This is a genomic window from Nonomuraea sp. MTCD27 (assembly GCF_041950495.1).
Classification (GTDB): Bacteria; Actinomycetota; Actinomycetes; order Streptosporangiales; family Streptosporangiaceae; genus Nonomuraea.
The window spans coordinates 67,715-93,052 of record NZ_JBGNUW010000024.1; the positions used below are offsets into that span (position 1 = coordinate 67,715).

Annotated in this window: 26 protein-coding genes; 13 read left to right on the forward strand and 13 right to left on the reverse strand. The window is 71.4% G+C overall.

What is annotated here, in order from left to right; translation table 11 throughout:
- Window positions 1-127 precede the first annotated feature (127 nt).
- From ACBJ59_RS49345 to ACBJ59_RS49360, 4 genes are all read left to right on the forward strand, one after another.
- A complete protein-coding gene (locus ACBJ59_RS49345) occupies window positions 128-3,007 on the forward strand; it encodes an ATP-binding protein (RefSeq protein WP_375116957.1) in 2,880 nt (959 codons plus the stop codon).
- 61 nt (window positions 3,008-3,068) lie between these two features.
- Entirely contained in the window at window positions 3,069-4,298 is a 1,230-nt protein-coding gene (locus tag ACBJ59_RS49350; protein ID WP_375116958.1) for a MurT ligase domain-containing protein, read from the forward strand.
- Window positions 4,288-5,001, forward strand: coding sequence for a type 1 glutamine amidotransferase (locus ACBJ59_RS49355; RefSeq protein ID WP_375116959.1), 714 nt, complete (start codon window positions 4,288-4,290; stop codon window positions 4,999-5,001). The genes ACBJ59_RS49350 and ACBJ59_RS49355 overlap by 11 nt, the downstream gene beginning before the upstream one ends.
- A gap of 121 nt (window positions 5,002-5,122) precedes the next feature.
- Entirely contained in the window at window positions 5,123-5,920 is a 798-nt protein-coding gene (locus tag ACBJ59_RS49360) for an ArsR/SmtB family transcription factor (protein WP_375116960.1), read from the forward strand.
- Window positions 5,921-5,953: 33 nt separating this feature from the next.
- Here ACBJ59_RS49360 and ACBJ59_RS49365 read toward each other — a convergent pair whose 3' ends face one another.
- Complete coding sequence (locus ACBJ59_RS49365; RefSeq protein ID WP_375116961.1) at window positions 5,954-6,316, reverse strand: DsrE family protein; 363 nt, start codon at window positions 6,314-6,316, stop codon at window positions 5,954-5,956.
- A gap of 43 nt (window positions 6,317-6,359) precedes the next feature.
- On the opposite strand from ACBJ59_RS49365, the gene ACBJ59_RS49370 reads away from it, so the two are divergent.
- The 4 genes from ACBJ59_RS49370 (at window position 6,360) to ACBJ59_RS49385 (ending at window position 8,977) form a co-directional block, all read left to right on the forward strand.
- A complete protein-coding gene (locus ACBJ59_RS49370; RefSeq protein WP_347701491.1) occupies window positions 6,360-6,848 on the forward strand; it encodes an FABP family protein in 489 nt (162 codons plus the stop codon).
- Between the two features lie 6 nt (window positions 6,849-6,854).
- Window positions 6,855-7,151, forward strand: coding sequence for a DUF2470 domain-containing protein (locus ACBJ59_RS49375; protein ID WP_375116962.1), 297 nt, complete (start codon window positions 6,855-6,857; stop codon window positions 7,149-7,151).
- 349 nt (window positions 7,152-7,500) lie between these two features.
- On the forward strand, window positions 7,501-7,914 hold the full coding sequence (locus ACBJ59_RS49380) for a Fur family transcriptional regulator (protein ID WP_364119802.1): 414 nt from the start codon (window positions 7,501-7,503) through the stop codon (window positions 7,912-7,914).
- 124 nt (window positions 7,915-8,038) lie between these two features.
- Window positions 8,039-8,977, forward strand: coding sequence for a folate-binding protein (locus ACBJ59_RS49385; protein WP_364119800.1), 939 nt, complete (start codon window positions 8,039-8,041; stop codon window positions 8,975-8,977).
- 59 nt (window positions 8,978-9,036) lie between these two features.
- Here the strand turns inward: ACBJ59_RS49385 and dtd are convergent, their stop codons facing one another.
- On the reverse strand, window positions 9,037-9,462 hold the full coding sequence (dtd, locus tag ACBJ59_RS49390) for a D-aminoacyl-tRNA deacylase (protein ID WP_375116963.1): 426 nt from the start codon (window positions 9,460-9,462) through the stop codon (window positions 9,037-9,039).
- Window positions 9,463-9,522: 60 nt separating this feature from the next.
- Here dtd and ACBJ59_RS49395 point away from each other — a divergent pair, with 60 nt between their 5' ends.
- Window positions 9,523-10,431 carry an asparaginase gene (locus ACBJ59_RS49395; protein WP_375116964.1) on the forward strand — a complete coding sequence of 303 codons (909 nt, stop codon included), beginning with the start codon at window positions 9,523-9,525 and terminating at the stop codon, window positions 10,429-10,431.
- Here ACBJ59_RS49395 and ACBJ59_RS49400 read toward each other — a convergent pair.
- Entirely contained in the window at window positions 10,428-12,038 is a 1,611-nt protein-coding gene (locus ACBJ59_RS49400; protein ID WP_375116965.1) for a DUF2207 domain-containing protein, read from the reverse strand. The two genes, ACBJ59_RS49395 and ACBJ59_RS49400, sit on opposite strands and share 4 nt — an antisense overlap.
- Window positions 12,039-12,066: 28 nt before the next feature.
- Window positions 12,067-13,146: an FAD-dependent monooxygenase gene (locus ACBJ59_RS49405; protein WP_375116966.1), complete on the reverse strand. Its 1,080-nt coding sequence runs from the start codon at window positions 13,144-13,146 to the stop codon at window positions 12,067-12,069.
- Window positions 13,147-13,260: 114 nt separating this feature from the next.
- Between ACBJ59_RS49405 and ACBJ59_RS49410 the strand changes: the two genes are divergently transcribed.
- On the forward strand, window positions 13,261-14,175 hold the full coding sequence (locus ACBJ59_RS49410) for a TetR/AcrR family transcriptional regulator C-terminal domain-containing protein (protein ID WP_375116967.1): 915 nt from the start codon (window positions 13,261-13,263) through the stop codon (window positions 14,173-14,175).
- Between the two features lie 544 nt (window positions 14,176-14,719).
- Here ACBJ59_RS49410 and ACBJ59_RS49415 read toward each other — a convergent pair.
- The gene (locus ACBJ59_RS49415; protein WP_375116968.1) at window positions 14,720-15,454 is read right to left on the reverse strand and encodes an alanyl-tRNA editing protein; all 735 of its coding nucleotides are present in this window, start codon (window positions 15,452-15,454) and stop codon (window positions 14,720-14,722) included.
- Window positions 15,455-15,481: 27 nt separating this feature from the next.
- Here ACBJ59_RS49415 and ACBJ59_RS49420 point away from each other — a divergent pair, with 27 nt between their 5' ends.
- A complete protein-coding gene (locus ACBJ59_RS49420; protein WP_375116969.1) occupies window positions 15,482-16,135 on the forward strand; it encodes an SGNH/GDSL hydrolase family protein in 654 nt (217 codons plus the stop codon).
- Between the two features lies 1 nt (window position 16,136).
- On the opposite strand, the gene ACBJ59_RS49425 is transcribed toward ACBJ59_RS49420, so the two are convergent.
- From ACBJ59_RS49425 to ACBJ59_RS49445, 5 genes are all read right to left on the reverse strand, one after another.
- Complete coding sequence (locus ACBJ59_RS49425; protein ID WP_364119777.1) at window positions 16,137-16,502, reverse strand: DUF2516 family protein; 366 nt, start codon at window positions 16,500-16,502, stop codon at window positions 16,137-16,139.
- Between the two features lie 121 nt (window positions 16,503-16,623).
- Window positions 16,624-17,040 carry a hypothetical protein gene (locus ACBJ59_RS49430; RefSeq protein WP_364119774.1) on the reverse strand — a complete coding sequence of 139 codons (417 nt, stop codon included), beginning with the start codon at window positions 17,038-17,040 and terminating at the stop codon, window positions 16,624-16,626.
- Window positions 17,041-17,043: 3 nt separating this feature from the next.
- Window positions 17,044-17,535, reverse strand: a complete 492-nt coding sequence (locus tag ACBJ59_RS49435) for a helix-turn-helix transcriptional regulator (RefSeq protein ID WP_364119771.1) — start codon at window positions 17,533-17,535, stop codon at window positions 17,044-17,046.
- 60 nt (window positions 17,536-17,595) lie between these two features.
- Window positions 17,596-18,501: a M56 family metallopeptidase gene (locus ACBJ59_RS49440; protein ID WP_375116970.1), complete on the reverse strand. Its 906-nt coding sequence runs from the start codon at window positions 18,499-18,501 to the stop codon at window positions 17,596-17,598.
- Window positions 18,498-18,854: a BlaI/MecI/CopY family transcriptional regulator gene (locus ACBJ59_RS49445; protein WP_364119766.1), complete on the reverse strand. Its 357-nt coding sequence runs from the start codon at window positions 18,852-18,854 to the stop codon at window positions 18,498-18,500. Before ACBJ59_RS49445 ends, ACBJ59_RS49440 begins: the two co-directional genes overlap by 4 nt.
- A gap of 110 nt (window positions 18,855-18,964) precedes the next feature.
- Between ACBJ59_RS49445 and ACBJ59_RS49450 the strand changes: the two genes are divergently transcribed.
- Window positions 18,965-19,468, forward strand: coding sequence for an O-acetyl-ADP-ribose deacetylase (locus ACBJ59_RS49450; RefSeq protein WP_375116971.1), 504 nt, complete (start codon window positions 18,965-18,967; stop codon window positions 19,466-19,468).
- Between the two features lie 66 nt (window positions 19,469-19,534).
- Here ACBJ59_RS49450 and ACBJ59_RS49455 read toward each other — a convergent pair whose 3' ends face one another.
- The 3 genes from ACBJ59_RS49455 to ACBJ59_RS49465 form a co-directional block, all read right to left on the reverse strand.
- Window positions 19,535-22,279, reverse strand: a complete 2,745-nt coding sequence (locus ACBJ59_RS49455) for an AbfB domain-containing protein (protein WP_375116972.1) — start codon at window positions 22,277-22,279, stop codon at window positions 19,535-19,537.
- 137 nt (window positions 22,280-22,416) lie between these two features.
- Window positions 22,417-23,208: a class I SAM-dependent methyltransferase gene (locus tag ACBJ59_RS49460; protein ID WP_375116973.1), complete on the reverse strand. Its 792-nt coding sequence runs from the start codon at window positions 23,206-23,208 to the stop codon at window positions 22,417-22,419.
- Entirely contained in the window at window positions 23,201-23,944 is a 744-nt protein-coding gene (locus tag ACBJ59_RS49465) for an SDR family NAD(P)-dependent oxidoreductase (RefSeq protein ID WP_375116974.1), read from the reverse strand. The genes ACBJ59_RS49460 and ACBJ59_RS49465 overlap by 8 nt, the downstream gene beginning before the upstream one ends.
- 152 nt (window positions 23,945-24,096) lie before the next feature.
- Here ACBJ59_RS49465 and mshA point away from each other — a divergent pair, with 152 nt between their 5' ends.
- On the forward strand, window positions 24,097-25,338 hold the full coding sequence (gene mshA / locus ACBJ59_RS49470; protein ID WP_375117058.1) for a D-inositol-3-phosphate glycosyltransferase: 1,242 nt from the start codon (window positions 24,097-24,099) through the stop codon (window positions 25,336-25,338).

The window sequence follows — 25,338 nt, forward strand, 5'->3', positions numbered from 1 at the left end:
TTTAACAAAGAACCGTCTGTGGGGGATTGAAATGCAGCCGAGTGTCTCGCTGAGCGGGCCCTGGTATCGAATTCAGTCGATCGCAGCACCCTCGCGAAGCTCGTCGGCGGAATGGGATTTCGTCACTGTGCTTCCCGCGGTGCTGTCGGCGGCGCAGCGCGATCGTCCGTTCGTCATCGGCTGGCTGTCGCGCGGCTCCGGGGCGCCGCTGGAGCTCATCACCAACGCCGGGCCGCTGTCGCCGCCGCGCCAGCCGCGCCGGTCGACCGACATGCCCGACCATCCGAGCGGGCCGCAGCCGTTGCTGTTCCCCGGTGGCGCCCGGGGGGTGCAGCTCGACGAGGAGTATCTGGCCGACCTGGCCGACCTGGTGTGGACGCCGTGCCCGGGCCGGCAGGCGCCGCCGCTGGGGAGCAAGGGGCGCGAGTTCGACCCGGACGAGCTGCGGCGGCCGACGTTGTTCGAGTCGACGCTGATGACGCTCATGTCGCGGCCGTTCGCGTGGCTCGTCGTCGCCGAGCCGACGGACCTGCTGGACGCCGAGGTGGCGCACCTGCGTACGCAGCTCAACGTGCTGCGGCAGTACGGCGACGCCTCCGAGCGCTCCCGCTTCGACGCCGAGCGCGCCGAGCGCCGCATGCAGGAGCTGGACGCCTTCCGCGAGGCGGGGCTCTGGAACGTACGCGTGCTGGCCGGAGGCGCCACGGCCGAGGAGCTGCGGCAGATCGCACCCGTGCTCGTCGGGTCCGTCGAGATGAGCCACCACCCGTACCGGCTGCGCAGCTCGCACGGCGCCGTCTACGCCCTGTCGGAGGCCCTGGCCATCACCATGCAGGACCCGGCCGACGGCGCCGCCGCGCCGTTCGCCGCCACCGCGGGGGCGCTGGCCGCGCTGGCCGGGCTGCCCCGGCGGGAGGTGCCCGGCGTGCGCGTGCTCGACTCGGGCTTCTTCGACGTGACCGCGGAGTCCGACGAGGTGGCCGACGGGGGCGAGCTGGAGCTCGGCGAGATCCTCGACGGGCAGGACCGGGGCGTCGGCACCTTCCGGGTGCCGCTGGCCACGCTCAACCGGCACGCGTTCGTCACGGGGGCGACCGGCTCGGGCAAGTCCCAGACGGTACGCCACCTGCTGGAGCAGCTCAGCCGGGCGCGCATCCCGTGGCTGGCCATCGAGCCGGCCAAGTCCGAGTACGCCGCCATGGCCGGCCGCATCGAGGACCCCGTCACCGTGATCAACCCGTCGGCGCCCGACGGCGTGCCGTTCAGCGTCAACCCCCTCGAACCCGAGCCCGGCTACCCCGTCCAGGCCCACATCGACATGGTGCGGGCGCTGTTCATGGCCGCGTTCGACGCCGAGGAGCCGTTCCCGCAGATCATGTCGCTGGCCCTGCAGCGCGTCTACGAGGCCACCGGCTGGGACGTGGTCACCGGCGGCGCGGTGCCCGGCTCGAACGTCCCGCCCAGCATCCCCACCCTCGAACAGCTCCAGCAGCACGCCATGGACGTCATCCAGGAGATCGGCTACGGCCGCGAGGTCCAGGCGGACGTCGAGGGCTTCATCTCGCTGCGGCTGCGCTCGCTGCGCGTCGGCTCGGCGGGCCGCTTCTTCGAGGGCGGCCACCCCGCCGACATCGGCGGCCTGCTGGAGCGCGACGTGGTGCTGGCCATCGAGGACGTGGCCAACGACGAGGACAAGGCGTTCCTCATGGGCACGCTGATCATCCGGATCGTCGAGCACCTGCGCATGCGCGCCAGGAAGGAGCGCTCCGCCGGGCTGCGCCACGTCATCGTGATCGAGGAGGCGCACCGGCTGCTGCGCGACCGGGGGCACGGCCGGGCCTCCACCCACGCGGTGGAGCTGCTGGCCGGGCTGCTCGCCGAGATCAGGGCGTACGGCGAGGGCATCGTGGTGGCCGAGCAGATCCCGACCAAGCTCGTCTCCGACGTGGTGAAGAACACGGCGCTGAAGGTCGTGCACCGGCTGCCCGCCGAGGACGACAGGAAGCTCGTCGGCGCCGCCATGAACCTGAGCGACGAGCAGTCCCGCCACGTGGTCTCGCTCCAGCCGGGCTCGGCCGCCGTGTTCGCGGACGGCATGGACCGGCCGCTGCGGGTCCGCGTACCGCTGGGGGAGTCCAGGGAGAAGGTGCTGCCCGGCCCGCCGCCGCCCATCCGCGGGCGCCGGTCGGCGGCGTGCGGCAAGCAGTGCCGCACCGGGCAGGCGTGCACGCTGGTGGAGCTGCGCGAGGCGGACGTGCTGGCCGGCGCGCCGGACTGGGCGTGGCTGCGCATCTGGTGCGACACGGTGGTGCTGGCCTTCGTCAGCAACCGGCCGCTGCCCGGCGTGCCGCGCGCCCTGTCGGCCGCCTGGGCCGACCTGCCGGCGCGGCGCAGGGAGTGCCTGCTCGCCACGCTCGTCGAGCGCTCGGTGCAGCGGCGCGCCTGGTCGCTGCGCAGCTGGTTCGACCCGGCGCTGCTGACGGAGAAGGCGGCGGAGACCGCCACGCGGCTGCTCTCGGCGGTCGACAGCGGCGGCGAGCGGCCGGGGGCGTCGTGGGTCATCCCGCAGGTGCGCTGGCTGCACGAGGTGGACCGGCTCTTCCCGTACGGGCAGCCGGCCCCGAACCTGCGCAGCCCCGCGCCGCCCATGGAGTACGCCCTGTTCCGCCAGCCGAACGGCAACGGCGCGGGCGACCTCGTACACACCGAGCTGCTCGGCCACCGGGCCAAGGCGCTGCGCCACCACCCGCTGTCGATGGAGGTCGACCACAACCGGGCGCTGGCCTGGCGGGTGATCCTCGGGGACGACGAGAACGAGAGCGTGCAGCGGGACATCGTGACGGTGGCGATCGGCGTCGAGTCGTCGGCCCGGATCAGGCACGTGGGCCAGACGATGGGAGCCGGGTGGCTGGAGGGCGTGCTGTCGTGGCCGCGCCGCTTCGTGCTCCCCTTCGAGCACGGCGGCGCTCCGGAGATCGCCTTCGCCGAGCCGGCGGCCGCTCCGTGACGGGCCGCGTTTTCGCGAGCGTCACCTGAGTATGGGCCAATGCCGACTAGGATCCATGCACATGACCCAGCTTCCTCTGCGGGCCCAACTCGCCAGCGCTCTGGGACGCAGTGCCGCAACGCTGTCCAGGATGACCGGGCGGGGTGACGGCTCGGTGATCGGCGGGCGGGTCGGCCTGCTGCTAGAGCCGGACCTCCTGCGCAAGCTGGCCCGCGATCGCAAGCTGGCGCTCGTCAGTGCGACCAACGGCAAGACCACCACGACCAGGCTGATCACCTCGGCGCTGCTGGAGCTCGGCGAGGTGGCCACCAACGCCTTCGGCGCCAACATGCCCGCCGGCCACGTCTCGGCGCTCTCCCAGCACAAGGCCGCCCCCTACGGCGTGCTGGAGGTGGACGAGAAATACCTGCCGGAGGTGCTCGACACGACCGGCGCGGGCGTCGTCTGCCTGATGAACCTCAGCCGCGACCAGATGGACCGCGCGGCCGAGATCTGGCTGCTGGCCCAGAAGTGGCGCAGGGCCCTGTCCGGCAAGCCCACGCATGTCATCGCCAACTGCGACGACCCCCTCGTCACCTGGGGCGCCTCCACGGCCGCCAAGGTCACCTGGGTCGCCGGCGGGCAGCGGTGGAAGGAAGACTCCTGGTGCTGCCCCGAGTGCGGCGGCCCGCTCGACCGCAAGGACGCCGACTGGGCGTGCCGGGAGTGCACGTTCCACCGGCCCGAGCCGCAGTGGGCGGTCGACGACGACGCGGCCGTCGACCCGCGCGGGCAGCGGTGGCTGCTCGACATCCAGCTTCCCGGCCAGGCCAACCGCTCCAACGCGGTGATGGCGCTGGCGGTGGCGGAGGCGTTCGGGGTGCCGGTGGAGCGGGCGCTGCCCCGGCTGCGCGAGGTCACCTCGGTGGCGGGCCGCTACACCACCGTCGAGCGTGACGGCCGGCACGCCCGGCTGCTGCTGGCGAAGAACCCGGCGGGCTGGCTGGAGGCGTTCGACGTCGCCGACCCGCAGTTCCCGATCATCCTCTCGGTCAACGCGCAGGGCCCCGACGGCCGCGACACCTCGTGGTTGTGGGACGTCGACTACCGCATCCTGCGCGGGCGCCCCGTCTTCGTCACGGGTGAGCGCCGCCTCGACCTGGCGCTCCGGCTCGACGTGGCCGACGTGCCGTTCAGCCTGTGCGGCACGTTCACGGAGGCGCTGGCCATGCAGCCGCCCGGCCGGGTCGACGTGATCGCCAACTACACCGCCTTCCAGCAGATCCGATCGGAGTTCGGTCGTGCCGTCTGACAGCGCCCTGCGCATCGTCTGGATCTACCCTGACCTGCTGAGCACCTACGGTGACCAGGGCAACGTCCTCGTCCTGGAGCAGCGCGCGCAGCGCCGGGGGATCGAGACGGAGACCATCCACGTACGCTCGGCCGACCCGGTCCCCGAGACCGGCGACATCTACCTGATCGGCGGCGGCGAGGACCGGCCGCAGATCCTGGCCGCCGAGCGGCTGCGCAGGGACGGCGGCCTGCACCGCGCCATCGCCCGCGGGGCGGCCATGCTCGCGGTGTGCGCCGGATACCAGATCATGGGCAGCACGTTCGGCGGCGAGGAGGGCCAGCCGGTCGACGGCATCGGCCTGCTCGACATCGCCAGCTCGCGCGGTCCCGCGCGAGCGGTCGGCGAGCTGGTGGCCGAGGTGGACGCCGCGCTCAACCTGCCCACGCTGACCGGCTTCGAGAACCACATGGGCGTCACCCACCTCGGGCCGGGCGTCAGGCCGCTGTCGAAGACGATCACGGGCGTGGGCAACGGCGACGGCTTCGAGGGCTGCTACGCCGGCCACGTGGTGGGCACCTATCTCCACGGGCCCGCCCTGGCGCGCAACCCGGCGCTGGCCGACCTGCTGCTGTCCTGGCGCGCCGGGGAGCTGGCGCCGCTCGACGACTCCCGCTACGAGGCCCTGCGCCAGGAACGCCTGGCGACCGTCCTGCAACACTGACCGCCACCTCCGGTCGGCTGCGACGAGACACTCCGCCCCTGCGGCGGGTTTGACATGCAGCCGTCTGGCTGCCTACTGTACAAACAGGCAGCCAACCGGCTGCATATTGGGATGGCGGTACATGGACGAGGTGTTCAAGGCGCTGGCGGACCCCAGTCGCCGCAGGCTGCTCGACAGCCTCAACGCCCGCAACGGGCAGACCCTGCGCGAGCTGTGCGCCGGGCTGGACATGGCCCGGCAGTCGGTCAGCAAGCACCTGGCCGTGCTGGAGGAGGCCAACCTGGTGACCACCGTGCGGAGCGGGCGCGAGAAGCTGCACTACCTCAACGCCGTCCCGATCAACGCCATCGCCGAGCGCTGGATCAACCAGTACGACCGCCACCGCACCGGCGCCCTGGCCGACCTGAAGACGGCATTGGAGGAGCACCTCATGGACCAGCCGAACAACGACTTCGTCTACACCACCTACATCCGCACCACCCCCGAGCGCCTCTGGCAGGCGCTGACCGACCCCGCCTGGACCAAGCGCTACTGGGGGGTCGAGCTGGAGTCCGACTGGAAGGTGGGCTCCGCGGTGACCTGGAAGCAGCTGGGAGTCACGATGGCGGACCCCGAGCAGGTGGTGCTCGAGTCCGAGCCGCACCGCCGCCTGGCCTACTCCTGGCACACCTTCACGCCGGAGTTCGGCGAGTCCGTCGGCTGGGGCGCCGAGCAGCTCGCCGAGGCGGCGGCGGAGCCCAGGTCCACCGTGACCTTCGAGATCGAGCAGGCCGGGCAGATGGTCAAACTGACCGTCGTGCACAGCGGGTTCGAGCCGGGCAGCGCCGTGCGCAAGGCGGTCAGCGAGGGCTGGCCCGAGCTCCTGTCCAGCCTGAAGACGCTGCTGGAGACCGGCGAGGCGCCGGTCACCGCGGCGTAGGACGACAAAGGCGCGTGACCCGCCGGGCCGGGGTCAGTAGACCAGGGCCTGGGCGCCTTCGGCGACCGCTTCCTCGACGAACGCCGGCGCGCCCGCGATGCGGACGCCGTCGATGAGATCGTCCACGGTGATGTTCCTGCGGGCCGCGCACTGGGTGCAGAGCGTCACCCGGCCCGCGGCCAGCACGGCGTCGAGCAGGTCGGTGAGCGGCGCGGCGTGCGGCAGGCTGAACTCCTTGGCCCGCCCCGGGAGCGCGAACCACGAGGACTCGCCGGTCAGCCAGAGGGAGACGGATACGCCGCTCGCGAGCGCGGCGGCCGCGACCGTGAATGCCTGGTTGCAGCGCTCGGGGGCGTCGGCCCCGGCCGTAACCTTGATCACCAGTGATCGTGCCATGCTCGCCACCCTAACGCTCCCGGCGCCACTACTCTTGAGGACCATGGAAGAACCTGAGGTGCACCCCGACCTGGAGCCGATCGCGTTCCTGCTGGGGCGGTGGGAAGGCGCCGGCGTGGGCGGCTACCCGACGATCGAGAGCTTCAACTTCGGCCAGGAGATCGAGTTCGGGCACAACGGCAAGCCGTTCCTGACCTACGTGAGCCGCACGTGGCTGCTCGACGAGGCCGGCAACCGGGTCAGGCCGCTGGCGACGGAGTCGGGCTACTGGCGCCCGCAGCCCGACCGGCAGGTCGAGGTCGTGCTCTCCCACCCCACGGGGATCGTGGAGATCTACATCGGCGAGGTCGTCTTCCACAAGATCGAGCTGCGTACGGACGTGGTGGCGCGCACCGCCTCGGCCAAGGAGTACACCGCGGGCCACCGCCTCTACGGCCTGGTCAACGGCAACCTCATGTGGGCCTACGAGATGGCGGCCGTCGGGCACCCGCTGACCGACCACATGTCGGCGGAGCTGAAGAAGGTAGCTTGAGCCGTTATGAGCACGCCTTTCTCCGCTGACGCCGTCGAGGCGATCAAGCGCCACATGAACGACGACCACTCCGACGACGCGCTGATCATCGTGCGCGGGCTCGGCGGGCGGCCGGAGGCGAAGACCGCCGTGACGACCGACGTCGACGCCGAGGCGATCACGTTCACGATCGACGGCGGGGAGCGGGTGCGGGTGCCCTGGGGCGAGACGATCACCGAGCGGGCGCAGGTGCGCAAGGCCGTGGTGATGCTCTATCGCGAGGCGTGCGGGAAGCTCGGCCTGCCGATCCGCGGCGAGCACTGAGAGGCGCGGACACCGGAAATTGAAGAGGGCCCCGGGCATCACTCCGCCCGCGGCGCGGGCGGGCCGGATGGACCATGGTCGGGATGCACATCCCGCCCTCCGGCTGCCAGGGGCCCCGGTGGTTGCCTCGTTTTCGCTCAACGGCACGAGACAACAGTCCGCGACGTCAGCGGACAACCACCTCGCTAGCCCGACTATGACTAACCATTATTCGGACCACCTCCTTTCCGCGTACCCAAGAAGCTATGCGCTTCTCCGCGAAACGGGCAAGTGAATATCAGCGAGCGGTCCTCCGGCCGCGTTCCGCGGTCCGCCCCAGGCCCGGGGACACCTCGCCTAGACTCAGGGCATGACGGAGACGCAGTGGCATGAGGAACTCCGCGCCAAGGGCTACCGGGTCACCCCGCAGCGCCAGCTCGTCCTGGAGGCGGTCAAGGCGCTGGAGCACGCCACCCCCGAGGAGATCTGCGTCAAGGTCCGCGAGACGGCCCGAGGGGTGAACATCTCGACCGTCTACCGGACGCTGGAGCTGCTCGAAGAGCTCGGCATGGTCACCCACACCCACCTCGGGCACGGGGCGCCGACCTACCACCTGGCCGCCGAGGCCGACCACGTGCACCTGGTGTGCCGGGGTTGCGACGAGGTGTTCGAGGTGCGGCCGGAGCTGGCCGAAGGGCTGGTGCGAGGGCTCGACGAGGAGCTGGGGTTCGTCGCCGACGTCCACCACCTGACCGTCTTCGGCCGGTGCCGCGACTGCCGCTAGTCCCGCCCCCCGCACATGCGGCTTGAGCGCGGGCTCACCCTGCGGACCGCGGAGCGGCGACCGCGTCCTTCACGGGGCGGGAGCGGGTGCGGAGAGCCGGGCGGGTGCGGATAGCCTGGATGGCATGCGTAGCCCTCTGCTCGACCTCCCCGGCGCGGTCCAGGCGGACGCCCCGGACTCCGACGTAGCCGCGCACTATGGCGACCTGTTCGCCGAGCAGCGCGCGCTGGCCAAGGGAGAGGCGGTCGTCGACCGAAGCAACCGCGAGGTGGTCCGCATCTCCGGCGCGGACCGGCTGAAATGGCTCAACGACCTCACCTCGCAGAAGCTCGACACGCTGCAACCGGGCGGGTGGACCCAGACCCTCGACCTCGACCTCCAGGGCCGCGTGCAGCACCACCTGACGCTGGTCGACGACGGTGAGAGCGTGCTGGCCCACGTCGAGCCGGGCACCGCGCAGAGCCTGATCGACTATCTCGACCGCATGCGGTTCATGATGCGCGTGGAGGTGTCCCGCGTCGACGAGCTGGCCGTGCTCTCCACGGCCACGGAGGACTTCCTGGTGCCGCGCGCCGAGCTGGCCGAGCACCTGGGCAGGCCTCTGGCGGGGCTGTGGGCCTACGAAGCGCTGCGGATCGAGGCGCACCACCCCCGGCTCGGCTTCGAGACCGACCACAAGACGATCCCCCACGAGGTGGGCTGGATCGGCGCGGCCGTGCACCTCAGCAAGGGGTGCTACCGCGGGCAGGAGACGGTGGCCCGGGTGCACAACCTGGGGCATCCGCCGCGCCGCCTGGTGTTCCTGCACCTCGACGGCAGCGTGGACACGCTTCCCGTGCACGGCGATCCGGTGATCTTCGAGAGCCAGGAGGTCGGGGTGGTCGGCTCGGCGGCCCGGCACCACGAGCTCGGGCCGATCGCGCTGGCCGTGATCAAGCGTACGGTGCCGGTGGACGCGCCGCTGCTGGCCGGCGGGGTGGCCGCCGCGCAGGAGGTCGTCGTGCCCCCGGACGCCGGCCGCAACGTCAGCATCGACCCGTCGCTGCGCCGCCGCATCCGCTAGCGAAGCCGCCGCGTCCGTCAGGGGACACCGCGGCGACACCGCGGCGGCCGGTCACGCCGTCACACGTCCAGGACGAGCGTGATCGGGCCGTCGTTGACCAGCGACACCTTCATGTCGGCGCCGAAGACGCCCGTCTCGACGTGCGCCCCCAGGGCCCGCAGCTCCGCCACCACGGCATCCACCAGCGGCTCGGCGACCGGGCCGGGGGCCGCCGCCTGCCAGGTGGGCCGGCGGCCCTTGCGCGCGTCGCCGTACAGGGTGAACTGGCTGATCACCAGGAGCGGCGCCGACACGTCGGAGCAGGACTTCTCGCCGTGCAGGATCCGCAGCCCCCACAGCTTCGCGGCCAGCTTGGCGGCCTCGGCGCGCGTGTCGGTGTGCGTGACCCCCACCAGGACCAGCAGGCCGGGCTCGGTGACGGCCCCGACCGTGCGTCCCTCGACCTCGACCGACGCGGAACTGACTCTCTGTACGACTGCTCGCATGGGATCCCATTCTGGACCAGGTGAAACCGTCCATACACTCGTGTCGAAAGGGGATGTGAAATGTCGATGATTGTGGAAGTTGTCCGATCCGGGTTCGTGGAGTCCACGCATCAGGCTCGCCTGCTGACCGTGGACGCGGAGGGACGCCCGGTGGAGGCCAGGGGGGCGGTGCACGTCCCGGCCTCGCCACGGTCGTCGATGAAGCCGCTGCAGGCGCTCGGCATGCTGCGGGCCGGTCTGCGGCTGGAGGACGAGCTGCTCGCGCTGGCCTGCGCCTCGCACTCCGGCGAGCCCTTCCACGTGGACGGTGTGCGGAAGATCCTGGCGGGCGCGGGGCTGGAGGAGTCGGCGCTGCTGTGCCCCGAGGACTACCCGTTCGACCGCTCGGTGACCGAGCGCGGGCGCGTGTACATGAACTGCTCCGGCAAGCACGCCGCCATGCTGGCCACCTGTGTGCTGAACGACTGGCCGCTGACCACGTACCTGGAGCCGGCGCACCCGCTCCAGCGCGCGATCCGCGAGACGGTGGAGGAGCTGACCGGGGAGCGGGTCGCCGCCTCCGGCGTGGACGGGTGCGGGGCGCCGCTGTTCTTCGTGTCGATGCTGGGGGTGACCAAGGCGTTCCGGGCGTTCCCGATGTCGTCGGAGGACTCGTACGAGCGCAAGATCTTCGACGCCATGCGCGCCTATCCCGAGTGGACCTCCGGCACCGACCGGCCCGAGGCCAAGCTCATGCGGGCGCTGCCCGGCCTGATGCTGAAGGCCGGGGCGGACGGGTTCGACGCGTTCGTGTTCGAGGACGGCCGCGCGGGCACCGTCAAGGTCGAGGACGGCTCCCCGCGCGCCCGCGTGCCCGTCACCGTGGCCGGGCTGCGCTCGCTGGGCCTGGACGCGCCCGAGCTGGCCGAGCTGGGCGCCCCCGCGGTGCTGGGCGGCGGGCGGCCCGTCGGCGAGCTGAGGATCCGCTAGAGGGTACGGAACTGGCGGGTGGCGGAGATGGCGCCGGAGGTCGTCGTGGTGAACGTGCGCATCGACCCGGCGAACTTGGACAGGTCCCACTCCGCCGGCCCGTGATACCAGTACAGGTTGTCGGACTGGTGGCCGTTGCCCGTGACCGAGGCCACCACCCGCGACCAGTGCTCGACCCCGTCGAAGATCACGGCGTAGGGCAGGTAGCGGGAGAACAGCTCCACCCGGTGCTGCTCGGGCACGTCGCCCAGCTCCCCGGAGAACAGGTACTGGCGGAAGCCCATCGTGTGCGCCATCGCCGCCGAGCCCTTGGCGGTCTTGGCCGGCATGTACTGGCCGCCGACGGCCAGCGCGCCGCCCGCGATGACCACGGCCAGGCCGAGCAGCCCGTACGTGGTGAACCAGGCCAGCGCCACCGTGGCCAGCAGCCCCACGCCGATGAGCACCACGCCGATCGTGGTCCACCTGGTGCGCTCGGTGTCGGGCCGGCGGGCGAACCAGCCCTGCCTGACCACGTCGGCGTACAGCGCGTCGCGCACCTTGCCCAGGTGGGCCGCGAACGAGCCGGAGAGCTGGGACAGCAGCACCGCGTCCCGGCCGTCGAAGATGGCGTCGTAGAGGGCGTGCTCGTACGGCAGGAGCGCGTTGACGGGGGCGTTCGGCAGCCGGACGAGCATCCAGTCGGGGGCGTCGTACGTCTGCCGCGACTGCTCGTCGATCCGCAGGTAGCCGCGGACCGCCAGGTCCACGATGGTGGCGGTCACGTCGACCACGTCGGCCTGCTCGTCCACCAGCGTGCCGATCTGCCCCGGCCGCACCCCGTCGGGCGGGGCGAAGTGCCCGTTCTGCACCGGGTCCACCGCGCCGCTCTCGTGGCCGACGACCCTGGCGTCGCGGCCGCGCGTCCAGTAGAGCAGGGCGACCCCGCCGAGCAGCAGCACCAGCAGGCCGGCCAGGGCGCCGCCGGTGACGGTGTCGAGGGTGAACGCGGCGGCCAGGGAGAAGCGCTTCTCCAGGATGGGCTTGCCGCCGCTGGAGCCCTTCGGGTATCCGACGACCACGGTCAGGGCCTGGCCGGGGGCGATGTTCTCCTGCTCGAAGTCGGCCTGCGTGGCCGAGTGGTCCATGGAGGCCGAGGTGCAGCCGATGGCCGAGGTGAGCTCGCCGGCGAAGCAGGAGAGGTTCTGCACCTGCCCCGGGCCCTCCACCTTGACCGTGGCCTTGGCCACCTGCTGGTTCCAGCCGTTCACCGCGAACCAGCGCAGCTCCTCGACGCCGCCCGAGGTCGTCACCGCGCCCTTGACGTCGTACTCGACGGTCTGGCCCGTCACGGTGAGCACGTCGCCCGCGAGCGTGCCGCCCTTGACGTTCGCGATCTGGTAGACGCGGTCGGTGGTGTCGTCGTAGCGCGTCCGGGTGATGAACGTCCGCTTGAGCTCTCCCGATGCCCCGCTGATCTTCTCGACCACGTGCAGGGTGCCGTCCTTGCCTAGGGTCATCGTCACCTCGTCGGTGATCCCGGCCTCCGCTGCCAGGGCGGCGGGGGCGGCGGTCAACGTCAGAGCGGTGGCCCCCAGGGCGGCCATCGTGAGCCTGATACCCGTCATGGCGGCAAATCGTAGCGGTTCGTACCTGTCAGTCCAGCGTGATGCTGTTCGCCGCCCGCTCCACGCTCTCCGGGGAGGCGCCCTGGCCCGGGTTCTCGTGGGCGAGCGCCTGGTTCGCGGCGACGAACGGGCGCATGCGCTCCTCGTACCGCTCGAAGGCCGCCGCCGGGTCCCTGTCGAGCTCCTCCGCCAGCACGTACGCCCCCACCATGGCCAGGCTCGTGCCCTGGCCCGACATCGGCGAGGCGCAGTAGCCCGCGTCGCCCACCAGCGCGACCCGCCCCTTCGTCCAGCGCTCCATCCTGACCTGGGCCATGGCGTCGAAGTAGAAGTCGTCGGACTTCCACATCGCCTCCAGCAGCCGCGGCGCCTCGTAGACCGCGGAGCAGTGCTCCTGGACGAGCCGCTTCTGCTGGTCGATGTCGCGATGGTCGTAGTCGATCACGCCGGACCTGAAGCCCAGGTTGACCCGCATCTCGCCGGCGTCGCGGTCGCTGAACAGCGCCCCGCCCGCCTCGCCCTCGTTGAACCAGGTCTGCCAGTGGTCCAGGCCGAGGAAGTTGCCGGCGGTGAAGATGGAGACGTACGTGCCGAGGTGGTGCAGGAACCGCGACTCCGGGCCGAAGGCGAGCCTGCGCACGTTGGAGTGCAGGCCGTCGGCGCCGATGACGTAGTCGTAGCGGCCCTGCCGCCCGCTCTCGAACGTCACCTCCCCGACCTCGTCCAGGGTGGCGATCGAGTCGCCGTAGAGGTAGCGGGCGCCGCCGGAGACGCGGACGAGGATGGCGTTCAGGTCGTCGCGCATGATCTCGACGTCCGGGCTGTCGAACCGCCCGCCGCTGATCGTCGCCTCCTCGTCGCGCATGAGCTCGTTGCCCGCGCTGTCCACCATGGACATGCCCCGCATGGTCGTCCGCAGCGCCCTGACCTCCTCCAGGATCCCCATCCGCGCCGCCACGGTCAGCGCGACGCCCCTGATGTCGACGGCCTGACCGCCCCTGCGGGGAGCCGGCGCCCGCTCGACCACCGTGACGTCGTGCCCGTTCCGCCCCAGCCAGTACGCCAGCACGGGACCGCCGACGCTCGCTCCGGAGACGAGAACCTTCATGATGTGCTCCCTGCTTGTTGACGTTGTACGCAAAAGTGAATGTACGTAGTACATACAGCAGGTCGCAAGGGTATAGTGGAAGTATCTGTACTAGTACAGGAGGTTCGGATCCGGATGGACGGCACCCCGCCCCACGCCCGCATCGTCGCCGACATCAAGCGGCGCGTCGCCGACGGCAAGCTCCGGCCCGGCGAACGGGTGCCTTCGACGCGGCAGCTCGCCAGGGACTGGAACGTCGCCCTGGCCACCGCCGCCAAGGCCCTCACGCTGCTGGCGCGGGAGGGCGTCGTGGTCGCCGAGCCCCGGGTGGGCACCGTCGTGGCCGAGGTCCGCGGCGCGAAGCCCAGGCCCGCGACCTCGGACCATGACCTGACCCGCGCGCGCGTCGTGCGCGCGGCCATCGAGATCGCCGACGCGGAAGGGCTGGCGGAGCTGACCATGCGCGGGCTGGCGGGCCGGCTCGGCGTGGCCACCATGTCCCTCTACCGGCACGTGGGCGGCAAGGACGACCTGGTCATGCTGATGGTGGAGGCGGTGATCGACGAGTTCGCGCTGCCGCCGGAGCCGCCGGAGGGCTGGCGCGCCGGGCTGGAGACCTCCGCCCGCCTGCAGTGGGCCGCCTACCGCGCCCACCCGTGGATGGCGCGGCTCGCCTCGATCACCCGGCCGCTGCCCTCGCCGTCACTGCTCAAGCACACCGAGTGGGTCATGCGGGCCCTGGAGGGCACCGGGCTCGACCCCGTGACCAAGATGCACGTGCACACCCTGCTCTACAGCTACGTGCAGGGCATCGCCGCCAACATCGAGCTGGAGCAGCGGGCCCAGGCCGCCACCGGGATCACCGCCGACGAATGGATGAAGGGGCAGGAGGACGTCATGCGCCAGATCGCCGGGTCCCGCGACTATCCCGCCTTCGCCACGCTCATCGGGGAACTGGGCGACGACTTCGACCTCGACCTGGACCGCCTCTTCGAGTTCGGCCTGAGCCCCCTCCTCGACGGCCTCACCACCCTCATCGACCCCCGCTGAGGCCCCAAGCGGCACGCCCCGCCCTTCCCGGACGCGGGCCGCCCGCCGCCCGCGCGGGCTCACCGCGCTCCCCCTCAAGGGACGCCCACCGCCCTCAGCGCCGCTCCTGGGGTGCGCTGAGACCCGGCAGGACTCCGCCCCCTCCACGCGGACGCGGGCCCCCGCCACAAGCCCTCCTCCGCCCCCGCCGGGAGCGCGGCAGGGACCCCGCCCCCGATCTCCCCCAAAGGGACCTCAGCCGATCTCCTCCCTAAGGCCTCAGCCGGGAGCGCGGCGCGGACTCCCGTGCCGGCCACCCCAAAGGGACCTCAGCCGGGGGCGCGGCGGTGACTCCCGTCTCGGTCTCCAATGGGGCCCCAGCCGGGAGCGCGGCGGGGCCTGTCCCCTCTTCCCTTTCCCAAAGGGACCTCAGCTGGGAGTGCGGCGGCGTCTGTCCCCTCTTCTCTTCCCCAAAGGGACCTCAGCCGGGAGCGCGGCGAGGCCTGTCCCCTCTTCTCTTCCCCAAAGGACCTCAGCCGAAGTGCGGGGGAAAGACCCGGTCGGGCTAGTCGGAGATCTGGATGCGCAGGCGCCGGAAACCGCGCCCCTTGCTCTCGATCTTGGCCACCCTGATGTGCCCGATCTGCTTCGTGGAGGCCACGTGCGTGCCCCCGTCCGCCTGGGTGTCCAGGCCGACGATGTCGACGATCCGCACGTCCTGCACGGTCTCCGGCACCAGGTTCGTGGCCGTACGGATGATGTCGGGGATCGCGAACGCATCGGCCCGGGGCAGCACCCGCACGTCGATGCGCCGGTCGGCGACGATCTCGGCGTTGCAGGCGTCCTCCACGGCCTCCTTGAACCCGGCCGGCACCTCGGGCAGGTTGAAGTCCATGCGCGCGCTGAGCTCGTCCATGTTGCCACCCGTGACCAGGCAGCCGTAGTCCCTGAACACCACGCCGCACAACACGTGCAGGCCGGAGTGCGTACGCATGAGAGCCGAGCGCCGCTCGTCGGCCACCGCGCCCGTCACCACGGTGCCCACCGGCGGGATCGGGTCGCCCTCGGCCGGGATCAGGTAGAGATCGTCGCCTTTGCGTACCCCCGCGATGCGGGTCTCCACACCCTGCCAGATCAGAACCCCGTGATCCGCCGGCTGGCCGCCCCCGCCCGGATAGAATGCCGACCTGCTCAGCACGATCCCCTCAGGCGTGGCATCGAGGACGACGGCCTCGAAGTCGCGTAGATTCTGGTCCGACAGTTCCAGTCGCTCCGTGCGCCCGTGGAGGTCGTAGGTCATATCGGCAGCCTAGTGCCCGAGGTGGTCATGCGTGATCTGACGCGAGTCGCCCTGGTCATGACGATGCTGGTCGTGCCGGCGTGCAGCGGTGCGGAGGTTCCGCCCGCCCCGCCGCGCCAGGCCGCGAAGCCGAAGCCGGCGGCGCCGGTGATGATGTTCCTGGGTGACAGCTTCACCGTCGGCTCCGGGCCGGTGCCGCGGTGGCAGTCGTACGCGTCCCAGGCGGCCCGTCTCCTGGGCCGGCAGCCGATCATCGCGGGCGCGGGTGGCACGGGTTTCTGCAACGCCGGCCGGGCGGGGCGTACGTTCGAGCGCTCCTTCGAGGTGGAGCTGGCCTGGCGGCCGGCCCCCGACCTGCTGGTCATCTCTGGCGGCCACAACGACCGGCGCTGGAGGCCCGCCCACGTGCGCCGCGCCGCCGCGAACCTGCTGGCCGAGGTGCGCTCGCGCTGGCCGGGCACGAGGACCGTCATGGTCGGCCCGATCTGGCTGGAGGACGCGCCGCGGAAGGCGTACGCGGTGCGCGACGCCCTGGCGCGGGCGGCCAAGGCCGGCGGCGTGCCGTTCCTCGACCCCATGCGCAGGCGCTGGCCGCCGGAGGCGATCCTGCCCGACGGCGTGCATCCCACGCTCGCCGGGCACGAGAGCATCGCCGCCTGGCTGGCGGCCGAGCTGGTGTGATCTACCAGGGGCCGTAAGGCCCGCTGTTGCCCCGGCCGCCCATGCCCTTGACGGCGGGCTTGACGTCGACGATGTAGATGGTGGCCGCGATGACCGCCGCGATCGAGAACAGGCCGAGGCCGATGCCGATGAACTGGACGCCGCCGACCAGCATGAAGGCGTTGAGATAGCTCCACGCCCCGGCACCGGAGAACAGCGTGGCCAGCCCCAGGATCAGCAGCCACAGGTTCTTCTGCAGCTTGCCCGCCGAGATGAACGCGTTGGCCGGCACCCGGAGCGCGTGCACGAGCGCGTAGATCGACATGCCCAAGATGGCTACGGCGAGCACCAGGAAGAGGAGGTTGAAGACCCCGTTGATCATACTCATGTTGTCGTCTCCGCCCAACGCCGCGATCCAAACGGCTTCAGCCTAATAGGCACCCCCGACATGCGGGCACCCCTGAACGGAAAGGCCCGCCTCCCGATGGGAGACGGGCCTCTGTCGAAGATCAGGCCTTGGCCCGGGGCGTGCGGGTCTTCTTGACGGGCTGGACGGGCTCGGCGACGGGCGGCTCGGCGGCCTCCGACACCTCTTCGAGCTCGAGCGCGGCCTCGCCGCTGGCCTTGCTGACGACCTTGCGGCCGCGCGTGGCGAAGTCCTCGTAGACCTCGGTGGCCTTGTGGGTGAGCTGGTCGGCGTACTCGCGGGCCTTCTCCGGGAACTCCCTGGCGATGCCCTCGGCCTTGTCGGCGTATTCGCGGGCCTTCACCGGCAGGTCCTTGGCCAGGTCGTAGCGGCGCGACTGCAGCCTCTGCAGCTGCTCGGGCAACTCGCGCAGCTTCTCGACCGCGTAGTCGCCGGCGCCGGCCACGGCGTAGAACGGCTTGGACTCGGTGAGCTTCTTGACCTCGGTGGCGAGCGTCATGGGTTAACCTTCCTTGGTTTCCTGGGTGACGTTGCCGTTGCGTGAGGTCGCCGCAAAGGGCTCAAGAGCGGCGAGAAACTCCTCGGGCAGCGGCTCGTCGTCCGAATCGGAGTCGTGCCGGGGACGAGCGTTCTGGGAGGTCTGCTCGTCTTCGGCACGCTTCTCCTTGCGGAACGACTCATAAATGTCGATCAGCACTTGGCGTTGCCGTTCGCTGAGATGCGTGTCGGCCCTGATCGTGGTGATCACGTCGCTGGGCGGGTCGCGGTCCTCGATGAGGCCCGCCTGCACGTAGAGCGCCTGTGAGGAGATGCGCAGACCTTTGGCGATCTGGTTGAGAATCTCCGCGCTCGGCTTGCGCAGCCCGCGCTCGATCTGGCTCAGGTAGGGGTTGGAGACCCCGGCCGCCGCGGCGAGCTGGCGCAGCGAGATCTTCGCCTGCTGCCGCTGGTCGCGGATGTATTCACCGATCGAGCCGACTTTGGGTAGTGCCATATCTGTAGTCTGCCCCGTGGTGCTTGCAATTGCAAACGGGGTGGTTAACTGCAGCAAGCGTTAGAGCTGGAAAACCCACAGACATGGGGCGGCGGTGACCAAAGTCACAGACAGTGCGATGAAGCCGTAACGCACCGACGCGGCCAGCTCGGGACCCGGCTTGATCAGGCGATCGACCCTGGCCATGACGTTGTGGGCGTGCACGCCGAGCATGCCGTGCGGGGTCGGCATGGCGCCCGCCGTACCGAACCTGAGCAGCGCCGTGGCCAGCCTGCGCGGCGAGCAGTAGCGGCGGGCCCGGTCGTCGGCGGCCATCTCGATCAGCAGCTCCACCTGGGCCTGCGCGTCGGCCGCCACCTTGGACCAGGGCAGCGCCCGGCGCAGCGCGGCGAAGGGCAGCAGCACCAGGTCGTGGCGCTCGCGTACGTGGGCGGCCTCGTGCGCCAGCACGGCCGCCAGCTCGTCCTCCGACAGCAGCTTGAGCGCGCCCTCGCTGACCACGACCTGCGAGCGCAGCCCCGGCACGCAGTAGGCCGCGGCGCTGGGGTGGGCCAGCACCCGCACGCCCGGCACGCCCGGGTCGTCGTGGGAGATCAGCGCCAGCAGCATGCGGTGCCGGCGGCGGGCCCGCAGCGCCTGCACGCCCGCGGTGAGCAGCACCGCGATCAGCACGGCCAGCGCGGTGAGACCCGCGATCAGGGCCAGCACGTGCAGCGGGTCCCACGCCTGCGCCGGGGTCTCGCCGTGCGCGAACGCGATCAGCCCGGGCAGCACCCCCACGCCGTACGGCTGCACGGCGTAGGCGAGCATCGCGCCCGTGGTGGCCAGGCCCCAGGACACACCGAGGGACTGCCAGAGAATGATGGCCAGCCGGGGGGCGCGTGAGGTCCACCCGGCTGTGGTGAAACGCCAGGAGCCAACCGCGCACGCCGTGGCGAGCGCTGCCAGCGCCGCTGCCGTGATCACTCTTCCTCCAGCTCCGTAAGGGCTCTGCGCAGGATCTCCGCCTCCGTGCCCGACACGGCCTGGGCGAAGCGGGTCAGGGCGGCCGAGCGGTCGCCCGTCAGGTCCAAGGCTTCCAGCATAAGCTCGGCGATGTATGCGTCGCGGCTTTCCGCCGGTTGATACCTCCACGCGCGACCGTCGCGGGTGCGCTCGAGGAAGCCCTTACGGGTGAGGCGGTCGAGAACGGTCATGACCGTGGTGGGGGCGAGGTCGCGGTCGGCTATCAGCCTGCCGACCTCGCGGGCGGTCAGCGCGCTGCTCTCCGCCCAGAGGATGTCCATGATGCTGCGCTCAAGCTCGCCAAGACCCTTCACGCCCTTCAGGGTAGCTCTACAACGTGTCGAGCTGGCATCCGGGATCGCCGATTTCGTGTCCGCGGGCGTCGCGGGCCGGGTCGGACAAGGGCCGTGGCAGGCTCGGTGAGATGAAGCTCACGCTGGTCCGAGGGGACATCACCGAGCAGCGGGTGGACGCGGTCGTCAACGCCGCCAACTCCTCCCTCATGGGTGGCGGCGGCGTCGACGGCGCCATCCACCGCCGCGGTGGCCCCGAGATCCTGGAGGAGTGCCGGAAACTGCGCGCCTCCCGCTACGGCAAGGGCCTGCCGACCGGTCAGGCCGTGGCCACCACGGCCGGGCGGCTGCCCGCCCGGTGGGTCATCCACACGGTGGGGCCGGTCCACTCCAGGTCGGAGGACCGCTCCGCGCTGCTGGCCTCCTGCTATCTGGAGTCGTTGCGGGTGGCCGACTCGCTGGGCGCCACGTCGGTGGCCTTTCCCGCGATCTCGACCGGCATCTTCGGCTGGCCCATGGACGACGCCGCCATGATCGCCCTGGAGACGGTGCGGCAGGCCGACACGACGGTGGAGGACGTCCGGTTCGTGCTGTTCGACGAGGACGCCTACGCCGTCTTCGAGGCGCGCCTCTGACGAGGCACGCCGTCGATGACGGGGTCCGGGGCGCGCCTCTGAGCGGGAGGCGCGCCTCGGGGCGGGTCAGGGGGTCCAGGGCGGCGCGACGGCCCAGGTCACGTCCTGGTCATAGCTCGCGGAGGCGTCGAAGGCGTGCGAGCCGCCCGGCACCGCGATGTAGACCGCCTCGGCGTAGTGGCGGACGGCGTGGTTCGAGATGTTGTACGAGGCCAGCGTGACCCCGGTGCCCCCGGCCCTGGGCGGCTGGGCGCAGAACGTGGCGTCCTGGTCGAACAGGGCGGTCCCGTCGCGGGCGTCCTTGCGTACCCGGAAGTCGGCGTGCCGCAGGTAGTGGCCGGCGAAGTTGCGCGACTCGAATGAGTAGCAGCTCCCGTCGGCCAGCCCCCGCCGCACGTGGAACGTGGCGTCCGCCTTGAGCGTGGCCGGACCGGCCGCCGTCACCACGTCGGTACGCGCCAGCGAGTCCTGGTGCCGCAGGTACCGGTCGGTGAAGCCCGGCGTGGTCACGCGGAGCGACTGGGCCGCCCCCACGGTCAGGTTCGCACCGCTGCGCCACCACGGGGCGGAGGCCAGCCAGGTGACGTCGGCGGCGAACGAGGTGGCGGTGTCCCAGGCGTTCGGGCCACCGCTGCGCGCCACGTAGACGGCGTCGGAGTGGTGGCGCAGGAAGTGGCCCGGCAGGTTGAGCGACTCCAGCGACACGCCGGTCCCCGCCTGCGCCGCGCGGGCGCAGAACGTGGCGTCCTGGTCGTACAGGGCGGTCCCGTCGCGGGCGTCCTTGCGTACCCGGAAGTCGGCGTGCCGCAGGTAGTGGCCGGGGAAGTTGCGCGACTCGAAGGAGAAGCACGTGCCGTCGGCCAGCCCCGGGCGCACCCAGAACGTGGCGTCCTGCCGGAGCCCGTCCGCGCTCGCGGCGTTCACCACGTCCGTGCGGGCCAGGCCGTCCTGGTGGCGCAGGAAGCGGTCGGTGTGGCCGGCGGTGGTGACGCGGAGCGAGACGAGGCCGCCCGCCGCGAGCCCGGTGGCGGACTGGATCACGGAGCGGTTCACGGCCCGTACGCGGTCGGCGTTCATCTTGAGCACCCGCCGGTCGTACGTCCACAGGCCGTTGACCTCGTTCTCGACGTCCGTGGGCTGGGTGTAGATGGAGGCCGACAGGCCGTTGTTCACGATGAGGGGCTTGAGCTGCTCGTTGACCGAGACGTACCGGTTGGTCAGGGCCGTGGCGTCGGCGGTCATCTCGTACGCGAAGCCGGTGCCCGGCCACTGGTGCCCGGGGCTGAGCAGGCCGAGGCCGCCGAACTCGCCGAGCACGGCCACCCTGGTCGCGCTGGGCCGCTGCGGCGAGCCGGGGCCGACGTAGATGTGGTCGTCGACCACGTCGCCGTTGCCGCCGTCGAAGCCGCAGCAGTTGGAGCCGGAGTTGTTGTTCACCAGGCGGCTGGGGTCCCAGCTCTTGACCAGGTCGGCGATGCGGGCCGGATCGTACTCGCCCCAGCCCTCGTTGAACGGCACCCACTGCACGATCGAGGTGATCCCGCGCAGGTGGTCCACCATGCGGCGCAGCTCGCTCTCGAAGTTGGCGCGGTCGGCGGTCGAGGGGGTGGCGCCGGTGCGCATCGAGGGCATGTCCTGCCAGACCAGCAGGCCCAGCCGGTCGGCCCAGTAGTACCAGCGGGCGGGCTCGACCTTGACGTGCTTGCGCACGGTGTTGAAGCCGAGCGCCTTCTGCTGCTCCAGGTCGAAGCGCAGGGCGGCGTCGGTGGGGGCGGTGGAGATGCCGTCGGGCCAGTAGCCCTGGTCGAGCGTGCCCATCTGGAAGACGAACCGGTCGTTGAGCGTCGGGCGCAGGACGCCGCCGACGACGGCCTTGCCCACCGACCTCATCCCGAAATATCCGGTCACGACGTCGCCGCCGCCGGTGCCGGTCAGCGTGACCCTGAGGTCGTACAGGAAGGGGTCGTCGGGCGTCCACAGCCGGGCGTTCGGCACCGGCACCCGCAGGTGCGCCCCGATCGCGCCGGTCGCCGTGCCGACGACGCTCCCGCCCGTCATGACCTCGGCCCGCACCTGCTGGCCGGACGCCCCGGCCGCCTGCACGACGAGGTCGAGCTGCCCGGCGGCCACGTCGGGCGTGGTGTCCAGGCGGGTGATGCTCGCGGCGTTGACCGGCTCCATCCACACGGTCTGCCAGATGCCGGAGTGGGCGGTGTAGAAGATCCCGCCGGGAGCGCGGCGCTGCTTGCCGATGGGCGCGCCGGTGGCGTCCACGGGGGCGTACACGCCGACGATAAGCTCGTTCGAGCCGGAGCGCAGGGCTCCGGTGATGTCGAGGCTGAACGGGTCGTACCCGCCGGTGTGGGTGCCGACCGAGGTGCCGTTCACCCACACCCGGGTCTCCCAGCTCACCGCGCCGAAGTTGAGCCGCACCCGGCGGCCCGACCAGCTGCTCGGCACGGTGAACGTCCTGCGGTACCACATGCGGTCCTCGTGCCGCTGGATGCGCGACAGGCCCGACTCGATCGGGTACGGCACCAGCACCTGCTCGGCGAGGTTCTGGCCGACGGGCGGGGTGGTGATGGAGCCGGTCCCGGCGAACTGCCACAGGCCGTTGAGGTTCTGCCATTCGGAGCGTACGAGCTGGGGCCGCGGATACTCCGGCAACGCGTTGTCCGGGGTCACCTCGGCGGTCCATGGGGTGGTGAGCGGGGGCGCGGCCAGCGCCTCCTGCACGGGTAAGGCGACGACTGCTCCTGAGAGGACCAGCACCGCGGTGAGGCGGCGGGCCCAGCCTGAGAATCTGCTCATCTCGCTCCTTGACGAGGACCGGTGCTGACTCCCCCCGACAGGTTGCGACCGAACTTGAACGAGTTAGATCGCACCGTGACCATATACCGGAGATCAGGTGTGCGAAATAGACCATTTGCCGGAGATTTGCGGCCTTCTTACCGGGGAGCCACGGCCGACCACGGGAGCGTCAGCTCGCCCAGCCGCCACCTGGCGTCGCCGCCCAGAGGTGGGCCGGACGGCACGGGCCAGGTCCCGGACAGGACGTCGATCGCGGCCAGCCACCGCTGCCGCCGCCCATGGGCCCCGTAAGGGGCGCTGACCGCCCAGGCCCGGTCGAAGTCACTCAGGAACGCATGAATCCGCTCACCCGGCACGTTCCGGTGGATGAGCGTCTTCGGCAGCCGGTCGGCCAGGTCCGAAGGCCGCTCGAAAGCATCGAACCGGGCGGAGAACGTGACCGTCCGGGGCCCGTCGGGCGAGAGCCCCACCCAGACCGCCCGCCGCCCGTTCTCGGACGACGTGCCCTCGACCAGGACACCGCCCGGGGCCAGCCGGCCCCTGAGCGCGTCCCAGTAGCGCCACGCCTCGTCCTCCCCGTACTGCCGCAGCACGTTGAAGGCCCGCACCAGTGTCGGCGCGCGCGGGACGGGCAACTCGAAGCCGCCCAGCCGGAAGCTCAACCCCTCCCGCTCGTACGGCTTCGCCACCGCCACCCTGGCCGGGTCGATCTCGATCCCCACCACCTCGACGCCCGGGGCCACCCGGCGCAACCGGGTGAACAGCTCCAGCGTCGTGGTGTGCGAGGCGCCGTACCCGAGATCCACCACGAGGGGCCGGCCGGCCGAGCGCAGCAGCGGGCCGTGCACGGCCGCGATCCAGCGATCACAGCGCCGCAGCCGGTTGTGCCCGGTCGTGCCCCGCGTGATCGTCCCGACCGGCTTAGCCACTTACGCGGTGCACCTTGTGCTGCGCGGCCTGGGCACGGGGGCGGATGACCAGGCGGTCGACGTTCACGTGGGCCGGGCGGGTCACGCACCAGACGATCGCGTCGGCCACGTCGTCGGCGGTCAGGGGACCCGGCACGCCGTCGTACACGCGGGCCGCGGCCGCCTCGTCGCCCCGGAACCGATTGACCGCGAACCCCTCGGTCTGCACCATCCCGGGCGCGATCTCGACGATCCGCACCGGCTGGCCGACCAGCTCCAGGCGGAGCGTCTCGGCCATCGTGCGCTGGGCGTGCTTGGCCGCGACGTAGCCGCCCCCGCCCTCGTACGCGCCCAGCGCCGCGGTCGAGGTGAGCATCACCAGCACCCCGTCGCCCGACTCGACGAGTTTGGGGACCAGTGCCTGGGTCATGCGAAGGGACCCGAGCACATTCGTGTCGTACATCCGCTGCCAGTCATCCAGCCGTCCCTCCGCCACCGAATCCAGGCCGAGCGCGCCTCCCGCGTTGTTCACCAGCACGTCGCAGCGCTCCAGCGCGGCGGCCAGCGCGTCCACCGACTCCTGAGAGGTCACATCCAACGTCACCGGCCTGATCGAGGGCACCTCCGCGGCCAGCTTCTCCAGGCGGTCGCGGCGCCGGGCGCCCGCCACCACGTCATAACCCTCGGCGGCGAGCCGACGCGCGGTCGCCTCCCCGATCCCGCTGCTCGCACCGGTCACCACAGCCGTTTTCCGCATGCCCTCATCCTGCCAGGAGGTGATTGGGGCGGCCCTGTACCCCCTCTTGTGACTGTCTGTCGGGAATGTCGAAAAAATCTGCATGGTTATAACCCGCTTGGAGGTGGTGTCGAGTGAGGCGACGACGGGTCAGCCGGGTCGCGACCATCAGCATGCACACATCGCCGCTGGACCAGCCCGGAACGGGCGACGCCGGCGGCATGAACGTGTACATCGTCGAGTCCGCCAAGCGGCTGGCTCAGCTCGGTGTGGAGGTGGAGATCTTCACCCGGGCCACCGCCCGCGACCTGCCACCCGTGGCCGAACTGGCCCCAGGGGTCCTCGTACGCCATCTCACCGCGGGCCCGTACGAGGAGATGGACCGCGGCGACCTCCCCGGCCAGCTGTGCGCGTTCCTGTCGGAGGTGCTGCGCACGGAGGCGATGTACGACCCGGGCCGTTACGACGTCATCCACTCCCACTACTGGCTGTCCGGCCAGGTCGGCTGGCTGGCCAAGGAGCGCTGGGGCGTGCCCCTCGTCCACACCATGCACACCATGGCCAAGGTGAAGAACCTGCTGCTCGCCGAGGGCGACAAGCCGGAGCCCCAGGCCCGCGTGGTCGGCGAGGAACAGGTCGTCAACATCGCCGACCGCCTCGTCGCCAACACCGCCGACGAGGCCCGCGAACTCATCGACCTGTACGGCGCCCCCGAGCAACGCGTCGCGGTCGTGAACCCCGGCGTCAACCTCAACCTCTTCCAGCCGGCTTCACAGGGCGCCGCCCGGCACCGCCTCGGTCTCCCGCAGGACGCGCACGTCCTGCTCTTCGTCGGCCGCATCCAGCCGCTCAAGGCCCCGGACGTGCTGCTCCGCGCCGCCTCCAGGATGCTCATCGACGAGCCCTCCCTGCGGGAGCGCCTGGTGGTCGCGTGCGTGGGCGGACCCTCGGGCAACGGCCTGGCCAGGCCCTCCCTCCTCACCGACCTGGCCGGCGAGCTGGGCATCTCCGACGTCGTCCGGCTCGTCCCCCCGGCTCCCCAGGAGGAACTGGCCGACTGGTACCGGGCCGCCTCGATCACGGTCGTCCCCTCGTACAGCGAGTCGTTCGGCCTGGTGGCGCTGGAGTCGCAGGCCTGCGGCACGCCGGTGGCGGCCGCGGCGGTCGGCGGGCTGCGCACGGCCGTCCGCGACGGGGTCTCGGGCCTGCTCGTCAACAGCCACGACCCGGCCGAGTGGGCGCAGGAGTTGTGCCGCTTCATCAAGGCGCCGCTCTGGCGCGACCAGCTCTCGGAGGGCGCCCGCGCGCACGCGGCCGCGTTCGGCTGGCAGGCCACGGCCTCGCGACTGGTGGAGGTGTACGCCGGCGCCGTCGCGAACCTGCACAAGGTCCCCGTGGCCGTACCGACCTTCTGA